Raw genomic sequence first — 20,908 nt, 5'->3', positions numbered from 1 at the left:
TGAACCGGCGGGCGGCGCCCCGGATGCGTCTACGCTGAGTGCGCCGGTCCCGCCGGCCGCCGCCGGTCCCCACCGGCCGGACGTCCGACATCCACACCGCGATCCACGCCGATCCACGCACGCGTCGAGGAGATCCCCCACATGGCTGCGGAGCACCCCACCCTTCCCCCCGTCCGGCTCCCCTCGGACGCGGAGCTGGCTCGGGAAGCCCTGGCCGCCCCGCTCCTCGCCCACGCCGTGCGCCTCGCCCGCTGGGCCGGACCCGACACCCGGGTCGGCGCGGGCGGCGAACTCGTCGACGAGCAGCTGCCCGACGCCGCCGCCGTCCTCGGCCTCGGCGACGACGAGGACGCCGAGTACTGGGCGGGCGACGCCTGGCGGCTCGCCGTCGACACCGGCCTCGTCGACGTCGAGGACGGCGCCGACGACGACAGCCCCGGCACCGCCGCCCCCGGCGAGAACCTCGCCGTCGTCACCGGCGGCGCGCCCCGGGAGGTGCTCGCCCTCTGGCTCGACGCCTTCGAGGCGGTCTTCGCCGACGCCGTCGCCCCGGTCCTCGACGACCTGGAGCCGCTCCTCGACGAGGACGGCGGCCTCGACCTCGACACCCTCGACTGGGACCCCGAGGCGGAGGCCGAGTTCCTGGAGGGCGTCCTCGGCAACCTCTACCTGCTGACCGTCAGCGAGGGCGGCCCCGGCGACGGCCCCGTGCCGCTGCCCGCGCTCGCCGCCTCCATGGTCGTCCCCGACGACATGGGCGAGCCCACCGACGACGTCCTGGAGCAGGTCTCCGACGCGATGATGCGGCTCGACGAGCAGTTCCGGCTCCTGGAGCCCATCGGCCTGGTCGCGTACCAGCCCGTCGACGAGGCCCTGATGGCCGAGGAGGGCGAGGAGCCCGCGGAGCCCGTCGACGACGAGGACGTCAGCCGTTACGGCATGGTCCGGCTCACCCCGCTCGGCCTCTTCGGCGTCCGCACCCGCATGGTCGAGGCGGGCGTCGACGCGCCCGCCGTCGGCGACCTCGCCGAGAAGGACGCCGACGCCCTCCTCGCCGGGCTCACCGGCTACCCCGAGGCCGCCGCCCGCGCCGAGACGGAGGCGTGGCTGGCCGGCCGCGAGACGGTGCCCGCCGCCGCCGAACTCCTCGCCGCCGCCCGCGGCTCCGACCCCGAGTCCCCGCTCCGCCGCCTCCACTGCCAGCAGGCCCTCGCCCTCGTCGGGCCCGAGGCCGAGCCGGTGGTCCGCGCGGTCCTCGACCACCCCGAGCTCGGCGGCCTCGCCCGCGTCTGGCTCGCCGAGCGCGGCGCCGCGGACGTGCCCGCCCCGCCGGAGTCCATGATCTTCTGGCTCGCCGTGGACACCATCGCCGCCCAGCTCGACACCGCCGGCGACCTGACGGAACTCCAGGAGCTCATCGAGGGGCTGACGAGCCGCCACACCGGCTTCCTGGAGACCGCCTGGCGGGTCGAGCACCCGGCCACCGCCGACGTCCTCGACGCGATGGGACGGCTCCACCCGGACAAGACGTCCGCCAAGGAGGCCCGCAAGGCCGCCTTCAAGGCCCGCTCGCGCGTCGGCTCGGCCTGACCCCCCTCCTCCCCGGCGGCCGCGGCGCGCCACCCCCGGACCGGGGGCAGGCGCTCCGCGGCCGTTCCGTCGGTGTTCAGCCGCCGTTCCCGCGGGCGCGCGAGGGTGGGGCGACATTCGGCCACCAGCAGGGGAGAAACCGCTCACCATGGCGCTCAACCGCAGAGAGTTCACCCAGAAGTCCGCCGTCGCCGGCTTCGCCCTCACCGGCGCCGTCGGTGTCCTCGCCACCGCTCCCGAGGCCCTCGCGAGCGACGAGCGCGCCCATGGCGGTCCCGGCCACGACGGTCACGGCCACGACGGTCACGGGCACGGCCACGACCGCCTCGGCTACGGCCCGCTCGTCGCCGACCCCGACGGCATACTCGCCCTGCCCGAGGGCTTCTCCTACCGGGTGATCACCCGCACCGGCGTCACCCGCCTGGAGAGCGGCGAGTTCACCCCCTCCAACCACGACGGCGCCGCCACCTTCGCCGGCCCGCGCGGCGCGACGTACATCGTGTACAACCACGAGCTCAAGGGCGACCGCTCCAAGTGGGAGCACCCCGTCCCGCTCGCCGAGGGCCTCGTCTACGACCCGGCCGCGGCCGGCGGCTGCACGGTCGTCGAGGTGCGGCGCGACGGCACCGTCGCCGAGTGGGTCGGCATCGCCGGCACCTCCACCAACTGCGCGGGCGGCCGCACCGCCTGGGGCACCTGGCTGACCTGCGAGGAGAACTCCGACCTCGCCGGCAAGAACGGCATGACCAAGGACCACGGGTACGTCTTCGAGGTCGACCCCCGCGACCACCGGGCCAACCTCGCCCCGAAGCCCCTCAAGTTCTTCGGCCGCTACGACCACGAGGCCGTCGTCGTCGACCCCAAGCGCGGCCACGCCTACCTCACCGAGGACGCCTCCAACCCCAACGGGCTGTTCTTCCGCTGGGTCCCGCCGCAGGGCTTCGAGCACGGCCGCGGCCGGTACCGCCCGCTCGCCGACGACGCCGGCGTCCTCCAGGCCGCCAAGTGCGTCGACTCCGCCGGGCGGTTCGTCGACGACCTCTCCCGCGCCACCCGCGTCGGCACCGTCTTCGGCGTGGACTGGACCGACGTCCCCGACCGCGACGGCCGCACCACCCCGGTGCGCAAGCAGTTCGCCGACGGCCAGGTCACCCGCGCCCGGAAGCTGGAGGGCATGTGGTGGGCCGACGGCGGCACCTACGTCGTCTCCTCGTACGCCCGTGAGGAGAGCCCCGGCGCGGCCCACGACGGCCAGGTCTGGTTCTACGACCCCAAGCGCCGCACCCTCACCCTCAAGGTGCTGCTCGGCGTGAACCCCGCGCCCGAGCAGGACGGCGCCTTCGACGGCCCGGACAACATCACCGTGTCGCCCTACGGCGGGCTCGTCATCGCCGAGGACGGCGAGGGAGTCTCGCACCTCTTCGGCGCCACCGACTCGGGCCGCACCTACCCGATCGCGCGCAACGACCTCAACGACAGCGAGTTCACCGGCGTCGTCTTCTCGCCCGACGGCGACACCCTGTACGCCAGCATCCAGACGCCGGGCATCATGGTGGCGATCACCGGGCCCTGGCGCCGCCAGCCCCGCCGCTGACGCCCCGGACCCGACCGGCCTCCTCCCGCGGGGGAACGGTGAGGATTCGCGTCGGGTTCACGTCGGGTTCCCGCCAGGTTCCCGCATCCCCTGTCGGCTCCATGGACTGACATCTAACCTGTCAGTCCATGGACGACGCTCTGCGGCCCGTGGGCCGGACCCTGTTGCGCGACCGGGCCTACGAGTCGCTGCGCGAGGCGATCGTGCGCGGCGACCTCGCCCCCGGCGCCCTCCTGAAGGACGCCGACCTCGCCGACCGGCTCGGCCTCTCCCGCGCGCCGGTCCGCGACGCCCTCGCCCGGCTCACCGTCGAGGGGCTCGTCGAGACCAAACCGCAGAGCTACACCCGGGTCACCCGGCCGGTCACCCGGATCGTCCGGGACGCCGCCTCCGTGGTGCGGGTGATGCACGAGCTCGCCGCTCGCACCGCCGTGCCGCTGCTCGGCCCCGAGGCCATCCGCGCCATGCGCGAGGCCAACGAGCGGTTCGCCGCCGCCGTCCGCGCCTCCGACGTCGAGGCCGCCCTCGCCGCCGACGACGAGCTGCACCAGGTCCTCGTCGGCGCCAGCGGCAACCACGCGGCCGCCGCCACCATCGACCGCTACACCCCGCTGATCCGCCGCGTCGAGCGCCGGCTCTTCGGGGACTCCGGCAGCTGCGGCTCCGCCGAGCTGCACGCCCGCCTCATCGACGCCTGCGCCGCGGGGGACGCGGAGGAGGCCGTGCGGATCACCAGCGAGATCTGGGCCGCCCTGGAGCAGCTGGCCGACGACGCCACCGAGGTCGCCGAGGTCACCGGCATCCCCGCGCCCGCGGAGGCGTGACCCGCGCCGCCGGCGCGCCGCCGCCCTCGGAGCCGTACCACCCGCCCCGCCGTCCCGTCCGCCACCCAGGGAGAGCCGCCCGTGCCGATCACCGACTTCGACCGCTATCCGCTCCTCTTCGGACCCTCCCCGGTCCATCCCCTCGAACGGCTCGCCCACCACCTCGGCGGCCCGGCCCTCTGGGCCAAGCGCGAGGACTGCAACTCCGGTGTCGCGTACGGCGGGAACAAGACCCGGAAGCTGGAGTACCTGGTCGCGGACGCCCTCGCGCAGGGCTGCGACACCCTCGTCTCCATCGGCGGCGTGCAGTCCAACCACACCCGGCAGGTGGCCGCCGTCGCCGCCCGCGCCGGGCTGAAGTGCGTGCTGGTGCAGGAGAGCTGGGTCGAGTGGCCCGACTCCGTCTACGACAAGGTCGGCAACATCCTGATCAGCCGGCTCGCCGGCGCCGACGTGCGGCTGGTGCGCGCGGGCTTCGGGATCGGCTTCAAGGAGAGCTGGGAGCAGGCGCTGCGCGAGGTCGAGGAGGGCGGCGGGAAGCCGTACGCGATCCCGGCCGGGGCCTCCGACCATCCGCTGGGCGGCCTCGGCTTCGCGAACTGGGCCTACGAGGTGGCCGAGCAGGAGCGGGAGCTGGGCGTCTTCTTCGACACGGTGGTGGTCTGCTCGGTGACCGGCTCCACCCAGGCCGGTATGGTCGCCGGCTTCGCCGCGCTCGCCGAGGAGGGCGGCCGGCCGCGCCGGATCATCGGGATCGACGCCTCCGCGAAGCCGGGGCCGACGCACGAGCAGATCACCCGGATCGCCCGGAACACCGCCGCCCTCATCGGCGTCGAGCGGGAGCTGACCGGCGCCGACGTGGAGCTGGACGAGCGCTACCACGCCGGCGTCTACGGCATCCCGGACGAGGCCACCCTCGACGCGATGCGGCTGGCCGCCCGCACCGAGGGCATGGTCACCGACCCCGTCTACGAGGGGAAGTCGATGGCCGGGCTGATCGACCTGGTGGACCGGGGGGAGATCGGCGGCGACGCCACCGTGCTCTACGCCCACCTCGGCGGCCAGCCCGCCCTCAACGCCTACAGCGCGCTGTTCTGACCGGGGGAGGCCGGCCCGCTCAGAGCCCCTGGGCGGCCGGCTTCACCATGCCCCGGACGGTCCGGGACTTCACGAACTCGCCCATCGCGGTCATCTCCCACTCGCCGGAGAACTGCTTGATGAGCTTGGCCATCATCACGCCGGTCTGCGGCTCGGCGGAGGTCAGGTCGAAGCGCACCAGCTCCTCGCCGGTCGCCGCGTCGAGCAGCCGGCAGTACGCCTTGGCGACCTCGGTGAACTTCTGTCCCGAGAAGGAGTTCACGGTGAAGACCAGGCCGGTGGCGTCGGCCGGCAGCCGGCCGAGGTCCACGGTGATGACCTCGTCGTCGCCCCCGCCCTCGCCCGTCAGGTTGTCGCCCGAGTGCCGGATCGATCCGCCGAGGATGTTCAGCTTGCCGAAGTAGCAGCTGTCCAGGTGGTTGCGCTGGGGGCCGAAGGCGATGACCGAGGCGTCCAGGTCGATGTCCTTGCCCCGGTACGCGGGCTCCCAGCCGAGGCCCATCTTCACCTGGGAGAGCAGCGGCCGGCCGCCCTTGACCAGCGAGACCGTCTGGTTCTTCTGGAGGCTGACCCGGCCCTTGTCGAGGTTGATCTTTCCGGTGCCCGGGGCAGGGGCCGCGGCGGGGGCCGGCGGGACGGGCGCGGGGGCGGCCGGGGCGCCGAAGGCGAAGCGCGGGTCGTCCGCACCCGGGGGCGTCACCAGCGGGGGCTGCGCGGGCGGCGCCGGCGGGGCGGCGGGGGCCGGGGGAGCGACGGCGGCCGGGGCGGCGGGCTCCTCCTCCACGCTCACGCCGAAGTCGGTCGCGATGCCGGCCAGGCCGTTCGCGTACCCCTGGCCGACGGCGCGGACCTTCCAGGCGCCGTTGCGCTGGTAGATCTCGACGACGACCAGGGCCGTCTCGGTGGCCAGCTGCGGCGGGGTGAAGGTCGCGATGACCGCGCCGCTGTCGGCTTCGCGGACGGTCGCGGTGGGCTCGATGCCCTGGAAGGTCTGGCCGGCGGCGTCGGGGCTGGCCGTGACCACGATCCTCTCGATGCCGGCGGGCAGGGCGCCGGTGTCCACCAGGATCGCGTCCGGCGCGGTGCCGCCGCCGGAGCGGTAGGTGACACCGGGGCCCGCGGGCTGGTTGTAGAAGATGAAGTCGTCGTCCGAGCGCACCTTGCCGTCGGCGCCGAGCAGCAGGCCCGAGACGTCGAGCCGCACGGGGGCGGCGACGTCCACCGCCACGCGGGGGGCGGTGAGAGGAAGGTTCGAGCCGGGGGTCATTGCGGTCATGCCAGGCTCAACGATCCGGGTCCCTTTGCCGTTCCCTTACCCGCGACGGGTTCGGCCACCTTGATTACGCGGGTGGTTCCGGGCCTGCCGCTCGTTGCCGAAACGGTACGCCCCGGTCCAGCGGGCCATCACCAGCTGGGCGTCGCCGGTCACCACCTCGGCCAGGAACTTCGCCGCCCGGTCGCCGCGCAGCACCCCGGCGGGCCGTCCGTGGTGGGTGAGGACGACGGAGCCGTCGCGAAGCTCCAGATACGCGAATCCCTGAGGTCGTGGCATGCCCGCATCCTTCCGTTTCCGGACGGGTCCGTCATATGAATTATCTTTCGCATCGTGGGTGCTGTGGGTGGGAGCTCTTTTACGACCGGGGACGTCGACGAGGCGCGTCAGGAACTCGACGCGCGCTACTACGCGAGCCGGATGGACGTCGTGGACGCGCACCGATCCTTCGCGGCCCGCTTCGACATCGTCGAGTTCGGGCCGCTCGTCATCGGCGACCTGAGCTGCGGGGCCGACGTCCGGATGAGCTTCGGCGAACTCGGCGCCTACCACGTCAACGCGCCGCTCAGCGGCACCATGGAGATGCGCCAGGGCCGCGGCCCCGCCGCGTACGCCTCCGCCCGCGAGGCGCTGCTCCTCGACCCCGCGGGGGACACCTTCCTCGACCGGTGGAGCGGCGACGGGCGGATCCTCTCCGTCAAGGTCGGCGCGGCCGAGCTGCGCGACCGGCTGGAGAGCCTGCTCGGCCGCCCGCCGCAGGGCGGCCTCGCCTTCCGGCCCCGCCTGGACATCTCGCGGGGGCCCGGGCTCAGCTGGGTGCGGTTCGCCCGCCGGGTCGCCGCCGAGGCGCTCGCCGGGGAGGGCCTCGCCCACCACGAACTGGTCGCCCGTCCGCTCCAGGAGGCGCTGCTCAACGGGCTGCTGCTGGCCGCCGAGCACCCCTGGCGGGACGAGCTGGCCCACCCCGGCGGGCCGCGCCGCCCGGCGCCGGTCAAGCGGGCCATGGACGCGGTCCGGGAGCGCCCCGAGCACCCCTTCACCACCTCCGAACTCGCGGCCCACGCGCGCGTGAGCGTCCGCCGGCTCCAGGAGTCCTTCCGGGAGTACGTCGGGATGTCGCCGATGGCGTACGTCCGGGAGGTCCGGCTCGAACGGGTCCGCGAGGAGCTGCGGGCGGCGGAGCCGGACGAGGTGAGCGTGAGCGAGGTCGCCTGGCGGTGGGGCTTCGCGCACCAGGGGCGTTTCGCCGCGCACTACCGCGAGAAGTTCGGCGAGTCCCCGTCCCGGACGCTGCGGACCTCGCCCTGAGGCGGGCCGGTGCGCCCCGCCGTGCCCCCGTCGACCGCGCATTCCGGACAGACGCCGCGTTACGCGGCTCGCGGTGATCTTGGTGGCGGCCTACGGTGGGGGCGTCCGGCGCTGCCAGCGCGCGCCGTCGAACCGGGCCCGGCCGGCTCCCCCGTATCACCGGCCGGGCCCGCGGACGTCCGCTCCGTCCCCGACCGGCCCCGGCAGCGCCGGCCCTCGCGGCCCCGGCTCACGCGGCAGGGTGCGGCCAGCGGGGCGGGGTGGGAGTGGTGAAACCGCCGCCCAGGTAGAGGTCGTCGGGGGCGCCCTCGGCCGGGACCCCCTGCTCGGCGAGCAGCTTCTCCGCGAACGCCTCCGAGTCGTCGCGCGGGTCGTAGCCGAGGGCGCGCGCGGTCGACAGGTCCCACCACTCACGGGTGTTGGCGGAGGAGCCGTACACCACGGTGTGGCCGACGGACTCCGCGGTGAGCGCCGCGTGCAGCAGCCGGGCGCAGTCGGCGGGGCTCAGCCAGAGGGAGAGCATCCGGACCGAGGTGGGCTCCGGGAAGCAGGAGCCGATGCGGACCGAGACGGTCTCGATGCCGTGCCGGTCCCAGTAGAGCTGCGCCAGGTCCTCGCCGAAGCACTTGGAGAGGCCGTAGAAGGTGTCGGGGCGGTGCGGGGTGGTGACCGGCACCGGCGGTTCTCCGGCGCGCGGGCGGGGGGTGAAGCCGACGGCGTGGTTGCTGGAGGCGAAGACGACCCGGCGGACGCCCTCCTCGCGGGCCGCCTCGTAGAGGTGGTGCAGGCCGGTGACGTTGGCCGTGACGATCGCGTCGAAGTCGGCCTCCAGGGATATGCCGGCGAGGTGCACGATCGCGTCCACGCCGCGGACCGCCTCGCGCAGCGCCGCGCGGTCGGCGAGGTCGGCGACGACCGCGTCCGGCGCGCCGGGCACGGGGACGACGTCGAGCGGGCGGAGCGCGTAGCCGTGGGCGGGGAGCAGCTCCCGCATGAGGGTGCCGACGCCGCCGGCGGCACCGGTGAGCAGGAGGGTGCGGGGTGCGGGCATCGGGGGGTACTCCTCGGCTGGGGCGCGCGCCGCCGGTCGGCGGCCATTCACGGACGTGGACACGCTAGGGAGGGGTCGGAGAGGCCGTCAAGGCGCGGTTCCACCGGGTGCTTCGGTCTTGACCGGGGCCGTGGGGGAGGGCTAGCGTTCGGGCGTCGTTCATGGATGTGAACGGCCAGGACCTGTGCGACGCGTACTCCCGGGAGCGCCCGTGACCACCCCCGCCCGCCCCCGTACGGGAGCCTTCCTCTACCCCTGGGACGTCGACGGCGACCCCGCCGCCCCCGCGCTCCTCGCCGGGCTCGGCGTCCGGCAGGTCACCCTCGCCGCCGCCTACCACTCCACCCGCGCGCTCAGCCCCCGCCACCCCGGCCGACGGGTCGTCACCGCCGAGCACGCCGCCGTGCTCTACCCGCCGGACCCGGGCCGCTGGGCGGGCCGCCGGCTCGCCCAGTACCCGGCGGGCGACTGGGCCCCCGGCGACGCCTGGGCGCGGGCCGCCGAGGCGCTCGACGGCGCCGGCCTCGACGTGCACAGCTGGGTCGTCCTCGCCCACAACTCCCGGCTCGGCGCCGAGCATCCGGACACCTCCGTCGTCAACGCCCACGGCGACCGCTACCCGTGGGCCCCCTGCATCGCCCACCCCGAGGTCCGCGCCCTCCTGGTGGACCTCGCCGCCGAGGCCGCCGTCCGCCCCGGCGCCGCCGGCACCGAGCTGGAGTCCTGCGGCTGGTACGGCTACGCCCACCTGCACGCCCACGACAAGACCGGCGGCGTCCCGCTCGGTGAGCGCGACCGGCTGCTGCTGTCGCTCTGCTTCTGCCCGCACTGCCGGCAGGGGTACGCGGACGGGGGCGGCGACCAGGCCGCGCTCGCCGCCGCCGTCCGCGCTGTCCTCGCGCCGGTCTGGGCCGGCACCGGCCCCGCCGGGGACCTCGGCGCGCTGGAGGCGCCCGCGCTCGCCTGGCGCGCCCGGACCGCCCGCTCCTTCCAGGAGGCCGCGGTCGGGGCCGTGCGGGCCGCCGCCCCGCCCGGCTTCCGGATCCTGCTGCACGCCGACCCGGACCCGTACCGCTGCGGCGCCGACGCGGGCACCGATCCCGCGCACGTCCTCGGCCGGGCCGACGGCCTGGTGGCCCGGCCCGACCGGCTCGCCGCCTTCGCCGACACCCCGCCGTCCGGCGCCGCCCTCGCGGCCAACCTCTCCGTCGTCGGCGGCATGGGCGGCGCCGCCGGCCGGCTCGCCGAGGTCGCCCGCCGCGCCCTCGCCGACGGCGCCACCGAACTCCGGCTCTACCACGCGGGCCTGGCCTCCGACGCCGACCTGGCGGCGGTCCGCACCGCCCTGTCCGCGCTCTGACGGGGCCGGGCCCGGGGAGCTCGGACGCGCGGGCGGGGCGGGGCCTTCCGCGGGCCCCGTACGGCTCAGACCAGACGGCCGTCCCGGGCGACCACCCGGCCCGCCCGGACCACCAGGTCCCGGCGCGGCAGGTCCACCACGACCTGCGGCAGGCACTCGCCCTCGACCAGCATGAAGTCGGCCGGGGAGCCCGGGCGCAGGTCGGCCGCGGGCAGGCCCATCAGCGCGGCGCCGCCGTCGGCGGCGATCGCGAAGCACGCCTCCAGCTCCTCGTCGAGCCGGGCGTCGAGGGCCCAGCCGGCCAGCCAGGCGCGGTGCAGCATGTCGGCGTCGCCGTACGGGCTCCAGCTGTCCCGGACGCCGTCCGAGCCGAGGCCGACCGTCACCCCGCGCTCGGCGAGCCGGCGGAACGGCAGGATCGTCGTCTCGCCCAGGGCGACCGTGGTCAGCGCGACCCCGGACTCCGCGAGCAGGTCGGCCAGTTCGTCCAGCTCCCGGCCGGCCAGCCCGGCCACGGCGAAGGCGTGCGCCACCGCCACCCGGCCGCGCAGGCCGGCCGCGCGGGTGCGGGCGGCGATGTCCCGGATCACCGCGAGGCCCGGCTCGCCCCGGTCGTGGAGGTGGATGTCGAGCCCCAGGCCGTGCTTCTCGGCGAGGCCGAAGACCAGGCCCAGCTGGTCGCCGTCCCGGCCGCCGGTGGCGTCGAAGCCGGTCGGGTCGATGCCGCCGATGTGGCTGACCAGACCGCTCGCCGCGGCCTCGGCGAGCAGCTCCGCCGCGCCCGGCTCGCGGACCACGCCGTGCTGCGGGAAGGCCACGAGCTCGACGTCGACGATCCCGGCCAGCTTCGCGGCGGCCCGCGCGACGGCCTCGACGCCGGCCAGGCCGTAGGCCGGGGCCACGTCCGCGTGGGCCCGCATCGCGCGGGTGCCCAGCGCCGCCGCGTGCGACATCAGGCGCAGCGCCCGCTCGCCCACCGGGGTGGGCAGCGAGCGGGCCAGGTCCACGTCCCCGGCGACGTACTCGGCGATGCCGCCGGCCGGGCGGCGGCGGTACCAGGGCTCGCCCCAGGAGGTCTTGTCCGGATGGATGTGGGCGTCGACCAGGGTCGGCAGGGCGAGCCGCCCGCCGCCGTCGACCCGCTCGACGGACGCGCCCTCGGGGACCTCGGCGACGAGCACCCCGTCGACGGCGATCAGGTCGCCCGCGGGGCCGCCGAGCGGCCGTACGTCGTGGAAGAGGGTCGCGGTGCGGGGCGTGGGGCTCACGGGGTCTCCTTCGGACTCTGACGGAACCCTTTTGGTATACCATGTGGGTCGTCCGCTGGGCCCGACGGTGCCCCGCCCCTCACCAGGCCAGCTTCTCCAGCGCGTCCAGATCGAGCGCCGCCGTCGGCGCGGGCCCCGGACCGGCGACACCGGGGCCGCCGTCCCCGCCGTTCGGCCCCACCCGCAGCTCCGCCCAGATCGTCTTCCCCCGCCGCCCGTACCGGGTGCCCCAGCGCTCCGCGAACCGCGCCACCAGATACAGCCCCCGGCCGCCCTCGTCCGTCTCCGCCGCGTGCCGCAGGTGCGGCGAGGTGCTGCTGCCGTCCGACACCTCGCACACCAGCGTCCGGTCGTGGAGCAGCCGCACCCGCACCGGATCCGCCCCGTACCGCACCGCGTTGGTGACCAGCTCGCTGAGGATCAGCTCCACCGCGAACGCGGCCTCCTCCAGACCCCACTCGGTGAGCTTGGCCGCCGCCGCGTTCCGCACCGGCGACACCGCCGCCGGGTCCCTCGCCACCTCCCACTCGGCGATCCGGTCCGCCGGCAGCCGCCGGGTCCGCGCCACCAGCAGCGCGATGTCGTCCCGGGGCGCCGGCGACAACAGGCTGGCGAGCACGTCCGCGCAGATCTGCTCGGGGCTCCGGTCCGGGCGCTCCAGCGCACCGCGCAGCAGCCGCAGCCCCGTCCCCAGGTCCCGCCCGTGGTCCTCCAGCAGACCGTCCGTGAAGAGCACCAGCTTGCTGCCCTCCGCCAGCCGCAGCTCCGTCGACTCGAAGGGCACGTCCCCCAGCCCGAGACCCAGCGGCAGCCCCGGCGCCAGCGGCGGGAACTCCACCCGCCCCTCCGCGTCCACCACCGCGGGCCCCGGATGCCCGGCGCTCGCCACCGTGCACACCCCGGACGCCGGGTCGTAGATCGCGTACAGGCAGGTCGCGCCCGTGATGCTCTCCTCCCGCCGCCCCTGGCCGCCCTCGCCGCCCGCCGCCGGCTCCCCCTCCTCGTCGATCCGCCCGGTCAGCTCGTCGAGATGGCCCAGGATCTCGTCGGGCGGCACGTCGAGCGTCGAGAAGTTGTGCACCGCCGTCCGCAGCCGCCCCATCGTCGCCGCCGCGTGCAGACCGTGCCCCACCACGTCCCCCACCACCAGCGCCACCCGCGCCCCCGGCAGCGGGATCACGTCGAACCAGTCGCCGCCGACCCCCGCCTTCGCCGGCAGATAGCGGTACGACACCTCCACCGCGTTCTGCTCGGGCAGCACCCGGGGCAGCAGGCTCCGCTGGAGCGTCACCGCCATCGCGTGCTCCCGGGTGAACCGCCGGGCGTTGTCGATCGCCACCGCCGCCCGCGCCGCCAGCTCCTCCGCGAACTCCCGGTCCTCCTCCCCGAACGGCTCCGCCGTGTCCGACCGCCAGAAGTTCGCCATCCCGAGCACCACGTCCCGGGCCAGCAGCGGCACCGTCACCAGCGAGTGCATCCCGTACGCCAGCGCCCCGGCCGCGCCCTCCGGATCCTGCGCCCGCCACCCGTCCGCCGCCGCCAGCTCCGCCTGCACCACCGCGTGCCCCTCGGCCAGCGCCGTCGCCATCGGCGTGCTCGGCACGTGGAAGCGGATCACCTCGCCGACCGACTGGAGCGGCTGCTCCGCCCGCACCCCGCTCAGCGCCGTCCGGAGCATCTCCGACAGCGTCGCGTCCTGCGGCGGCTCCTCGCCCCGCAGCACCGGCTCCAGCAACTCCACCGTCGCGAAGTCCGCGAAGCCCGGCACCGCCACTTCGGCCAGCTCCTCCGCCGTCCGGACCACCTCCAGGGTCGTCCCGATCCGCACCCCCGCCTCGTACAGCAGCTGGAGCCGGCCCCGCGCCACCGCCGCCCGCCCGGACAGCGCGGCCAGCTCCGTGGTGTCCCGCATCGTCATCACGCTGCCCGTGCCCGAACCGTCCGGGGTGGTCGGCCGCACGCTGACCGCGAGCAGCCGGTCCCCGGCCCGGTGCACCTCGTCCGTGGCGGTCCGCCCGGACTCCAGGAGCTCCACGGTGCGGGGATCGAGTCCGAGCTCGGAGACCGGCCGCCGCTCGGCGTCCGCCGACAGGCCCAGCAGCCGCCGCGCCTCGTCGTTGGCGAGCAGCAGCCGCTTGTCCGCGCCGATGATCAGCACGCCCTCGCGGACCGCGTGCAGCACCGCCTCGTGGTGCTCCTTCATCCGGGTCATCTCGGTCGGCCCCAGGCCGTGCGTCTGCCGCCGCAGCCGCCGCGCCACCAGCGCCGCGCCGCCCACCGCGAGCAGCAGGGCGCCGCCGCCCGCGGCCAGCAGCACCGCCAGCCGGCCCTGGACCGCGTCGCTCAGCGACTGCACCTCGATGCCGCTCGACACCATGCCGACGATCCGTCCCCCGTCGTCCACCACCGGCACCACGGCCCGCACCGCGTCGTTCGGCGCGCCCCGGAAGGTCTCCGTGTACGACTCGCCGTCCACCGCAGCCCGGGACAGGTCGCCGGTCGCCTTCTCGCCGATCAGCCCGGACTCCGAGTCGGTGTACCGCACCCCGTCCGTGCCGAGCACCGCGACGAAGTCCACCCCGGTCGCCACCCGGGTCTGCTCCGCCCGTTTCTGGAGCGCCGCCGTCGGGTCCGGCGAGGTCAGCGCCGTGTCCACGCCGGGCGCCTTCGCGAAGGCCTCCGCGACCGCCAGCGACCGCACCTCGGCGTCCCGCAGCACGTCCTGCCGGGCCTGCTGGAAGGTGACCAGGACGGCCGCCACGATCACCAGCAGCGCGACCAGCGCCTCCAGCGCGAACACCTGCCCGGCGAGGCTGCGCAGCCCGGAGCCGTGCCCGTCCCGCGGGGTGTCCCGGCGGGACGTCACGCCGTGCTCCGGGCGATGAGCAGCGCCACGTCGTCCGGGGCGCCGGGGCGGCGCAGCTGCCGCAGCAGCCGGTCGCAGCTCTCCTCCAGGGACAGCTCGCGGGTCTCCTCGACGAGGGCGACGAGCAGCGCGAGCCGTTCGTCGATGGGGGCGTCGCGGGTCTCGATCAGTCCGTCGGTGTACAGCACCAGCCGGTCGCCGGGCAGGAAGGGCACCCGCGCGGTGCGGAAGGTGCCCCCGCCGACGCCGAGCGGCACCCCCGTGGAGACGTCGACCAGGGCGGCCGGGCCGTCGACCGGGAGCCGGACCGGCGGCAGGTGGCCGGCGTTCGAGATCCGGCAGCGGTGCCGCTGCGGGTCGTGCACGGCGAAGAGGCAGGTGGCGATGGACTGCTCCAGGCCGACCGTGATCCGGTCCAGGTGGCGCAGCACCTGGCCGGGGGAGAGGTCCAGGTCGGCGAAGGCGCGGGTGGCGGTCCGCAGTCGGCCCATGGTCGCCGCCGCCTCGATGCCGCTGCCCATCACGTCCCCCACCACCAGGGCCGTCTTGTCGTCGGGCAGCGCGATCACGTCGTACCAGTCGCCGCCGACCTCGCTGGACGCCTGGGCCGGCTGGTAGCGGGCCGCCGCGTCCAGGCCGGGGCGGGCGGGCGGATCGCCCGGCAGCAGACTGCGCTGGAGGGTGACGGCCGAGTTCCGCACGCTCTGGTACCAGCGTGCGTTGTCGATGCTCACCGCGGCCCGCGCCGCCAGCTCCACGGCGAGCAGCATGTCGTCCCGGTCGAACGGCAGCGGGTTGTGCCGGTCCCGTTTCAGGTCGAGCGCACCGAGCACCTCGCCGCGCGCGATCAGCGGCACCGCCAGGTACGAGTGCACCCCGGCCCGCGCCAGCTGCCGGGCCGCCTCGGGGCCGCGCGCGATCCGCGGCAGGTCGTCGGGGCCGACCCGGGACACCAGGACCGGCCGGCCGGTGTGCACGCAGCGGGTGACCAGCCGGTCCGCGCCGTAGAGCGCCACCGAGCCGGGCGGGTCGGCGGCGGGCAGCGCCTCCGTCTCGTGCCCGGCCTTGACCGCCAGCGCCCGGAAGAGCGCCGGGCCCTGCTCGGGGGCGCCCGGCCGGCGCAGCGCGAGGACCGAGTCGAGGACGTCGACGGCGGCCACGTCGGCGAGGGCCGGCACCACCACCGACGCCAGCTCGTCCGCCGTCCGCTCCACCTCCAGGGTGGTGCCGACCCGGGCGGAGGCGTCGGCGATCAGGGCCAGCCGGCGCCGGGACCGGTCGGCCTCCGCGTCCGCCCGGTACCGCTCGGTCACGTCGACCACCCAGGCCGCCACCCCGAGGACCCGGCCGCCGGTCGCCTCCAGGCGGTAGAAGGACACCGACCAGGCGTGCTCGCCGCCGCCCGGATCGGCCGGCGTGGTGCCCATCGCCAGGAGGCCGAGCAGCGGGGCCCCGGTCTCCAGGACCCGCAGCGCCGCCGCCTCCAGGGCGCTCGCGTCCACGCCCGGCAGCACCTCGGAGGGGCGGCGCCCCAGGTGCCGGGCGGCCGGCAGCCCGTTGAACCGTTCGAGGGCCGGGTTGACCAGGGTGTAGCGCAGCTCGGTGTCGAGGACCGCGATGCCGATGGGGGACTGGTCGACCAGCCGGTCGGAGAGCGCCAGCTCGGTCTCCACCCGGGCCACGGTGGTCCGGTCGGCGGCGATGCCCAGCGCGTACAGGTCGCCCAGGTCGTCGGTGAGCCGCATGTTGCGGAACTCCACCTCGCGGGTCGACCCGTCCTTGTGCCGTACGGGGAAGGTGCCGGCCCAGGTGGTGCCGCGTCCGAGCACCTCGCCGAAGAGCCGCATCGCCTCGGCCCGGTGCTCCTCGCCGACGATCAGCCGGGCCACGTACTCGCCGAGGGCCTCGTCGGCCCGGTACCCGAAGAGCGTCTCGGCCTGCGGGCTCCACAGCACGATCCGCCCGGCCGCGTCCACCACGACGGCGGCCACGCCGATCACGTCGAGCAGCCCCTCCCCGTCGAACGCGCTCCCCGGGAGCCGGGAACCGGAGCCGTGAGGAGAGGGGGAGGGCGAGGACGAAGGGGGAGGGGAGTGCGCGGGGGAGCCACCGCCGGGAGCACCCGGCGCGTCCGGCCCGGCCGGCGCGTCAGACCCGCGCGCCGGGCCCGTACCGCCCGCCCGCTCCGGTCCACCCGGTCCACCGGGTACGTCCGCCCCGTCCGTACCGTGCGCCGGGTCCGTACCGTGTGCCCGCTCCGGGCCGCCCGTCCGCTCCGTACCGTGCGCCGGGTCCGTACCGTCAGCCCGCTCCGTACCGCGTGCCGGGTCCGTACCGTGCGTCCGCTCCGGGCCGCCCGTCCGCTCCGGGCCGACCGGTGCCGTCGGAGGGTCGCCGGGCATGCCGGTGTGGCCCTCCTCCGTCCCCGTGCCCGTCTCCGGGAAGGAACCGGCCGTCACCCTGCCCTCCTCCCGCCGAGCCCGCCGCCCCTTCCATGCTCCCCGGCCGCCCCCGGGGACGCACTACGAGCGCGTCCGTCCCGGCTCCGCCGGGGCCTCCTCCGGCGCGTTCCCGGCCCGCGCGGCCGGCGGGGCCGAGGCCGTGCCCGCCGCCCAGGCCCGGCCCGCCACCGCGAGCCCCGGAAGCAGCACCGTCACGTCCACGGTCGTGACCAGGGCCGCGCCCGCCGCCAGGGCCACCGCGTTCGGCACGAACAGCGCGGTGTTCGCGGTCGCCGCGATCCGGCCGACCGCCTCCGCCGGGGCCTCCCGCTGGACCGCGGTCATCGCCGCCACCAGCACCCACGGCATGCCGAGGCCGATCACCGCGCTCGCCGCCAGCGCCGTCGCCTCGTACGGCAGCGCCCGTACCCCGGCCGCCGCGGCGAAGAGGGCCAGTCCGGCGGCGGCGAGCAGCCGCTCGGGGATCCGGCGCAGCAGCGGCCCGGTGGTCAGGCCGGCGAGCACCGAACCGGCGCCCTGCACCGCGTAGAGCACCCCGGCGTACGCGGGCGGCCGGCCCAGCCCCTGGTCCACCACCGCGTACACCGCCGCGCCGTTCACCCCGGCGAGCAACATGGTGAAGGCCCCGGCGGCGACCAGCGGCCGCAGCACCGGCGAGGCGGCGATCAGCCGGACGCCCTCGTCGGTCTCGCGCCGCCACGCGCCCCGCTCGCGCGCGGCCGGCGCGGGCCGCTCCTCCCGCACCCGCATGGCGGCGAACGCCGCCGCGGCCAGCGCGAAGGTCGCCGCGTCCAGGAGGGCCACCGGGCCGCCGCCGTAGCGGGCGAAGAGGCCCGCCGCGACCAGCGGGGCGATCAGTTTCATCGACTCGCCGGCCGTCATCCGCCAGCCGTTGACCGAGCCCAGCCGCTCCTTGGCGAAGCCGGTCGCGAGCAGGGCCTGCTCGGCCGCGTCGTGGACGGCGCCCTGCGCGCCGTACAGCACGAGGACGGCGAAGAGCAGCCACACCCGGTCGGCCGAGGTCACCCAGAGCAGGGCCGGCAGCACGGCGGCCGCCGCGAGGTCGAGGACGATCAGCAGCGGGCGGCGGCGCACCCGGTCGGCGAGCGTGCCGAGGAGCGGCCCGAGGAGGGCGGGGGCCCAGAGGGCGAAGGCGGTGAGGGCCGCGAGACCGTCCGAACCCGTCAGCGACTTGACCCAGATCCCGGAGACCAGCCACATCGCCGTCGTCCCGAACCCGGACACGACCACACCTGTCAGATACCAGCGCATGGAGGGAGACTCTGACGTCTGAGGCGGCCCCGGCGGATCGGGCACCTGCCCTAGGCGTGCGCGGCGGACCGCTTCCGCTCGTACCACAGCGCCGCCCCCGTGACCAGGGCACCGAGCCCCTCCCACAGGCCGACTCCGAGGAAGCCGGAGGGGGCCCGGCCGGTAAGGACCGCGAGGGTGAAGACCGCGAAGGTGAGGAGGCGGAAGGGGACCGTCCAGCGGAAGAAGGCCCGCCAGTCGGCGAGCGCGGCGAGGACGTAGTAGACGCCCATGTTGAGCGCGGCCATCGAGGAGGCGGTGAGGAAGACCAGGGTGTGGTCGCCCTCCGCGCGCCCTCCGTCGGGCACCGGCTCGAAGCCCATCACCGTGAGGAGGGCGTCGGGGGCGACCAGGCCCACCACCCCGAGGGCGGCGGCGAGGAGGCCGAAGACCGCCATGGTCCAGCCGGACAGCGAACGGGGCAGGCGACGCACGACGGTCCTCCGCGGAGCAAGATCGACACTTCAGGGGGCGCTCTGGTGTTCGAGCGTGATCCTGCATATCGCGCGGAAGCCCGTGGGGGCCAATCCGGCCCCCACGGACGTCACTTCAGGGCGGCCGCCATCATCTTCTGCGCCACCGGCGCGGCCAGCCCGTTGCCGCTGACCTCGGAGCGGGCCGCCCCCGAGTCCTCGATCAGCACGGCCACCGCCACCTGCTTCCCGGTCGACGCGTCCTTCGCGTAGGAGGTGAACCAGGCGTACGGCGTCTTGCTGTTGTTCTCGCCGTGCTGCGCGGTGCCCGTCTTGCCGCCGACCTCGGCCCCGGGGACCGCCGCGTTGGTGCCCGTGCCCTCCTCCACCACCGTCACCATCGCGCTGCGCAGCTGCTCGGCGGTGGCGGCGGAGACGACCCGGGTGGTGTCGCCGTCGTCGTGGGTCTCCAGGGCGTCGCCGTCGGCGTCGACCACCTCGGAGACCATGTGCGGGGCGGCGAGCTGTCCGTCGTTGGCGATCACCGCCGAGACCATCGCCATCTGGAGCGGGGTGGCGGTGACGTCGAACTGCCCGATGCCGGTCAGCGCGGTCTGCGCCCGGTCCATCCCGGACGGGTAGACGCTCGGGTAGGCCCGGACGGGCACGTCCAGCTCGTCGTCGTTGAAGCCGAACTTCTCCGCCATCGCCCGCACCTTGTCCTGCCCCAGGTCGGCGGCCATCTTGCCGAAGACGTTGTTGCAGGAGTAGCGCAGCGCGGTGCGGATCGTGGCGTTCTCGCAGGGCGCCGAGGCGTTCTCGTTCGGCAGCACGGTCCGGGTGCCCGGCAGGGTGTACGGGTCGGGGCTCTGGGTCCGGGCGTCCACCGAGGGGTACAGCCCGTCCTCCAGGGCGGCGGCCGCGACGACCAGCTTGAAGGTGGAGCCGGGCGGCAGCGGCTGCCGCAGCGCCCGGTTGACCAGCGGCTTGTCCGGGTCCTCCGTGAGCCGCTTCCAGGCGTCGCCGTCCGTGGTCCCGGCGATCGCCGACGGGTCGTAGGAGGGCGTGGAGACCATGCCGAGGATCCGGCCGGACACCGGGTCGATCGCGACCGCCGCGCCCTTCGTGTCGCCGAGCGCCTCGAAGCCGGCCTTCTGCACGGCCGGGTCGATGGTGGTGACGACCGTGCCCGGTTCCTGCTGCGCGCGGGTGACCGCGTCCACCGGGTTCTTGAGCCGGTCGTCGGTGCCGTCCAGGATCCCGGAGTAGATGCCCTCCAGCTGGGTGGCGCCGTACGCCTGCGAGCTGTAGCCGGTGACCGCCGCGTACAGCTCGCCCTCCGTGTAGGTGCGCGCGTAGTCGAGATCACCGCTCTCGGTGCGCTTCGAGCCGGTGACCGGCGAACCGGCCACGACGATGTTCCCGAGCGGCTGCGCGTACTGCGCGATGGTCTTCCGCCGGTTCTTGCTGTCGTTCGCGAGCGCCTTGCTCTCGTACGCCTGCACCCAGGTGGCCCGGCCCAGCAGGGCCAGCACGAGGAGCAGCACGAAGACCGAGGTGCGCCTGATGGTCTTGTTCATGGCACCTGGAGGGACGAACGGGGCGGCGGGAGGCGTTCCGCTTGTGGCCGGATTCTCAGGAAACGTTCATCCGGCACGCATCCGGTCCGTGACCCGCCTCACAGCCGCCGGGTCGCCAGCGTCAGCCGGTCGCGCGCGTCGAAGAGGGCGTCCTTGATCAGCTGCTCGTGGCCCGGGGTCAGCCGGGCGGCCGGCACCGAGCAGCTCAGCGCGTCCCGGGCCGGGGTCCGGTAGGGGATCGCCACCGCGAAGCAGCGCAGCCCCAGGGTGTTCTCCTCGCGGTCCACCGCGTAGCCCGCCTCGCGGACCCCCGCCAGCTCCTCGATCAGCCGCTCCCGGTCGGTGATCGTGTGCTCGGTCACCGACGGCAGCACCTTCGGCAGCAGCTCCCGCACCTGCTCGTCGTCGTGGGTGGCGAGCAGGGCCTTCCCCAGCGCGGTCGAGTGCGCCGGGAGGCGTCGCCCGACCCGGGTGAAGGGCCGCAGGTGGTGCTGGGACTGCCGGGTCGCGAGGTAGACCACGCTGGTGCCGTCGAGGCGCGCGAGGTGGACGGTCTCGGTGGTGTCGTCCGAGAGCCGGTCCAGGGTGACCCGGGAGGCCGCCACGACCTCGTCGCCGTCGATGTACGAGGTCCCCACCAGCAGGGCCCGCACCCCGATGCCGTAGCGCGTGCCGGTGGCGTCGGTCTCCACCCAGCCCAGCTCGACCAGGGTGCGCAGCAGCATGTACAGGCTCGACTTGGGGTAGCCCACGGCCTCCTGGACGGCCGCCAGGGTGTGCATCCCCGGCCGTCCGGCGAAGAACTCCAGCAGCTCCACCGTCCGCACCGCGGACTTCACCTGCGCACCGTTCGCGTCGGCACCCGCCATGACCCCGCCCTTCTCCCTGACTTCCGGACGACCTTGTGGGA

At 75.5% G+C, this 20,908-nt stretch carries 16 protein-coding genes; 6 read left to right on the top strand and 10 right to left on the bottom strand.

The features are described 5' to 3' along the window. The first annotated feature begins 141 nt into the window (after window positions 1-141). From IE321_RS11010 to IE321_RS10995, 4 genes are all read left to right on the top strand, one after another. Window positions 142-1,590, top strand: a complete 1,449-nt coding sequence (locus IE321_RS11010) for a hypothetical protein (RefSeq protein ID WP_190222659.1) — start codon at window positions 142-144, stop codon at window positions 1,588-1,590. Window positions 1,591-1,738: 148 nt separating this feature from the next. Further along, the gene (locus tag IE321_RS11005; RefSeq protein WP_190222658.1) at window positions 1,739-3,184 is read left to right on the top strand and encodes an alkaline phosphatase PhoX; all 1,446 of its coding nucleotides are present in this window, start codon (window positions 1,739-1,741) and stop codon (window positions 3,182-3,184) included. A gap of 128 nt (window positions 3,185-3,312) precedes the next feature. Next, window positions 3,313-4,008: a GntR family transcriptional regulator gene (locus IE321_RS11000; RefSeq protein ID WP_043219433.1), complete on the top strand. Its 696-nt coding sequence runs from the start codon at window positions 3,313-3,315 to the stop codon at window positions 4,006-4,008. An 81-nt stretch (window positions 4,009-4,089) separates the two neighbouring features. Then, window positions 4,090-5,106: a 1-aminocyclopropane-1-carboxylate deaminase gene (locus tag IE321_RS10995; RefSeq protein ID WP_043219436.1), complete on the top strand. Its 1,017-nt coding sequence runs from the start codon at window positions 4,090-4,092 to the stop codon at window positions 5,104-5,106. Window positions 5,107-5,125: 19 nt separating this feature from the next. Here IE321_RS10995 and IE321_RS10990 read toward each other — a convergent pair whose 3' ends face one another. Together IE321_RS10990 and IE321_RS10985 are read right to left on the bottom strand one after the other, a co-directional pair. Beyond that, window positions 5,126-6,373, bottom strand: a complete 1,248-nt coding sequence (locus IE321_RS10990) for a TerD family protein (protein ID WP_190222689.1) — start codon at window positions 6,371-6,373, stop codon at window positions 5,126-5,128. A gap of 45 nt (window positions 6,374-6,418) precedes the next feature. Further along, window positions 6,419-6,658 carry a hypothetical protein gene (locus IE321_RS10985; RefSeq protein ID WP_043219624.1) on the bottom strand — a complete coding sequence of 80 codons (240 nt, stop codon included), beginning with the start codon at window positions 6,656-6,658 and terminating at the stop codon, window positions 6,419-6,421. Window positions 6,659-6,712: 54 nt separating this feature from the next. On the opposite strand from IE321_RS10985, the gene IE321_RS10980 reads away from it, so the two are divergent. Continuing rightward, a complete protein-coding gene (locus tag IE321_RS10980) occupies window positions 6,713-7,687 on the top strand; it encodes an AraC family transcriptional regulator (protein WP_226651700.1) in 975 nt (324 codons plus the stop codon). A 229-nt stretch (window positions 7,688-7,916) separates the two neighbouring features. Here IE321_RS10980 and IE321_RS10975 read toward each other — a convergent pair whose 3' ends face one another. Further along, window positions 7,917-8,738 (bottom strand): NAD-dependent epimerase/dehydratase family protein, encoded by an 822-nt coding sequence (locus IE321_RS10975; protein WP_190222657.1) that lies wholly within the window; start codon window positions 8,736-8,738, stop codon window positions 7,917-7,919. Between the two features lie 211 nt (window positions 8,739-8,949). On the opposite strand from IE321_RS10975, the gene IE321_RS10970 reads away from it, so the two are divergent. Further along, window positions 8,950-10,098, top strand: a complete 1,149-nt coding sequence (locus IE321_RS10970; RefSeq protein WP_190222656.1) for a hypothetical protein — start codon at window positions 8,950-8,952, stop codon at window positions 10,096-10,098. 65 nt (window positions 10,099-10,163) lie between these two features. On the opposite strand, the gene IE321_RS10965 is transcribed toward IE321_RS10970, so the two are convergent. The 7 genes from IE321_RS10965 to IE321_RS10935 form a co-directional block, all read right to left on the bottom strand. Beyond that, window positions 10,164-11,366 (bottom strand): amidohydrolase, encoded by a 1,203-nt coding sequence (locus IE321_RS10965; RefSeq protein ID WP_043219447.1) that lies wholly within the window; start codon window positions 11,364-11,366, stop codon window positions 10,164-10,166. Window positions 11,367-11,445: 79 nt separating this feature from the next. Beyond that, window positions 11,446-14,232 carry a SpoIIE family protein phosphatase gene (locus IE321_RS10960; RefSeq protein WP_226651702.1) on the bottom strand — a complete coding sequence of 929 codons (2,787 nt, stop codon included), beginning with the start codon at window positions 14,230-14,232 and terminating at the stop codon, window positions 11,446-11,448. After that, window positions 14,229-16,232, bottom strand: coding sequence for a SpoIIE family protein phosphatase (locus IE321_RS10955; RefSeq protein WP_226651703.1), 2,004 nt, complete (start codon window positions 16,230-16,232; stop codon window positions 14,229-14,231). Before IE321_RS10955 ends, IE321_RS10960 begins: the two co-directional genes overlap by 4 nt. A 522-nt stretch (window positions 16,233-16,754) precedes the next feature. Further along, window positions 16,755-17,966, bottom strand: a complete 1,212-nt coding sequence (locus IE321_RS10950; RefSeq protein ID WP_190222655.1) for an MFS transporter — start codon at window positions 17,964-17,966, stop codon at window positions 16,755-16,757. Window positions 17,967-18,016: 50 nt separating this feature from the next. After that, entirely contained in the window at window positions 18,017-18,403 is a 387-nt protein-coding gene (locus IE321_RS10945) for a hypothetical protein (protein ID WP_190222684.1), read from the bottom strand. Window positions 18,404-18,549: 146 nt separating this feature from the next. After that, complete coding sequence (locus tag IE321_RS10940; protein ID WP_190222654.1) at window positions 18,550-19,998, bottom strand: peptidoglycan D,D-transpeptidase FtsI family protein; 1,449 nt, start codon at window positions 19,996-19,998, stop codon at window positions 18,550-18,552. 98 nt (window positions 19,999-20,096) lie between these two features. Next, window positions 20,097-20,867 (bottom strand): IclR family transcriptional regulator, encoded by a 771-nt coding sequence (locus IE321_RS10935; RefSeq protein ID WP_190222653.1) that lies wholly within the window; start codon window positions 20,865-20,867, stop codon window positions 20,097-20,099. Window positions 20,868-20,908 lie beyond the last annotated feature (41 nt).

The sequence above is a fragment of the Streptomyces hydrogenans genome (assembly GCF_014656075.1).
In the GTDB taxonomy this organism is placed as follows: Bacteria; Actinomycetota; Actinomycetes; order Streptomycetales; family Streptomycetaceae; genus Streptomyces; species Streptomyces hydrogenans.
This window is presented reverse-complemented; position numbering and strand designations above follow the sequence as displayed.

Bases quoted from the DNA above. Each gene is read 5' to 3' on its own strand.
- IE321_RS11010 (WP_190222659.1), top strand. From the start codon at position 142: ATGGCTGCGGAGCACCCCACCCTTCCCCCCGTCCGGCTCCCCTCGGAC.
- IE321_RS11005 (WP_190222658.1), top strand. From the start codon at position 1,739: ATGGCGCTCAACCGCAGAGAGTTCACCCAGAAGTCCGCCGTCGCCGGC.
- IE321_RS11000 (WP_043219433.1), top strand. From the start codon at position 3,313: ATGGACGACGCTCTGCGGCCCGTGGGCCGGACCCTGTTGCGCGACCGG.
- IE321_RS10990 (WP_190222689.1), bottom strand. From the start codon at position 6,373: ATGACCCCCGGCTCGAACCTTCCTCTCACCGCCCCCCGCGTGGCGGTG.
- IE321_RS10985 (WP_043219624.1), bottom strand. From the start codon at position 6,658: ATGCCACGACCTCAGGGATTCGCGTATCTGGAGCTTCGCGACGGCTCC.
- IE321_RS10975 (WP_190222657.1), bottom strand. From the start codon at position 8,738: ATGCCCGCACCCCGCACCCTCCTGCTCACCGGTGCCGCCGGCGGCGTC.
- IE321_RS10950 (WP_190222655.1), bottom strand. From the start codon at position 17,966: ATGCGCTGGTATCTGACAGGTGTGGTCGTGTCCGGGTTCGGGACGACG.
- IE321_RS10945 (WP_190222684.1), bottom strand. From the start codon at position 18,403: ATGGCGGTCTTCGGCCTCCTCGCCGCCGCCCTCGGGGTGGTGGGCCTG.
- IE321_RS10940 (WP_190222654.1), bottom strand. From the start codon at position 19,998: ATGAACAAGACCATCAGGCGCACCTCGGTCTTCGTGCTGCTCCTCGTG.
- IE321_RS10935 (WP_190222653.1), bottom strand. From the start codon at position 20,867: ATGGCGGGTGCCGACGCGAACGGTGCGCAGGTGAAGTCCGCGGTGCGG.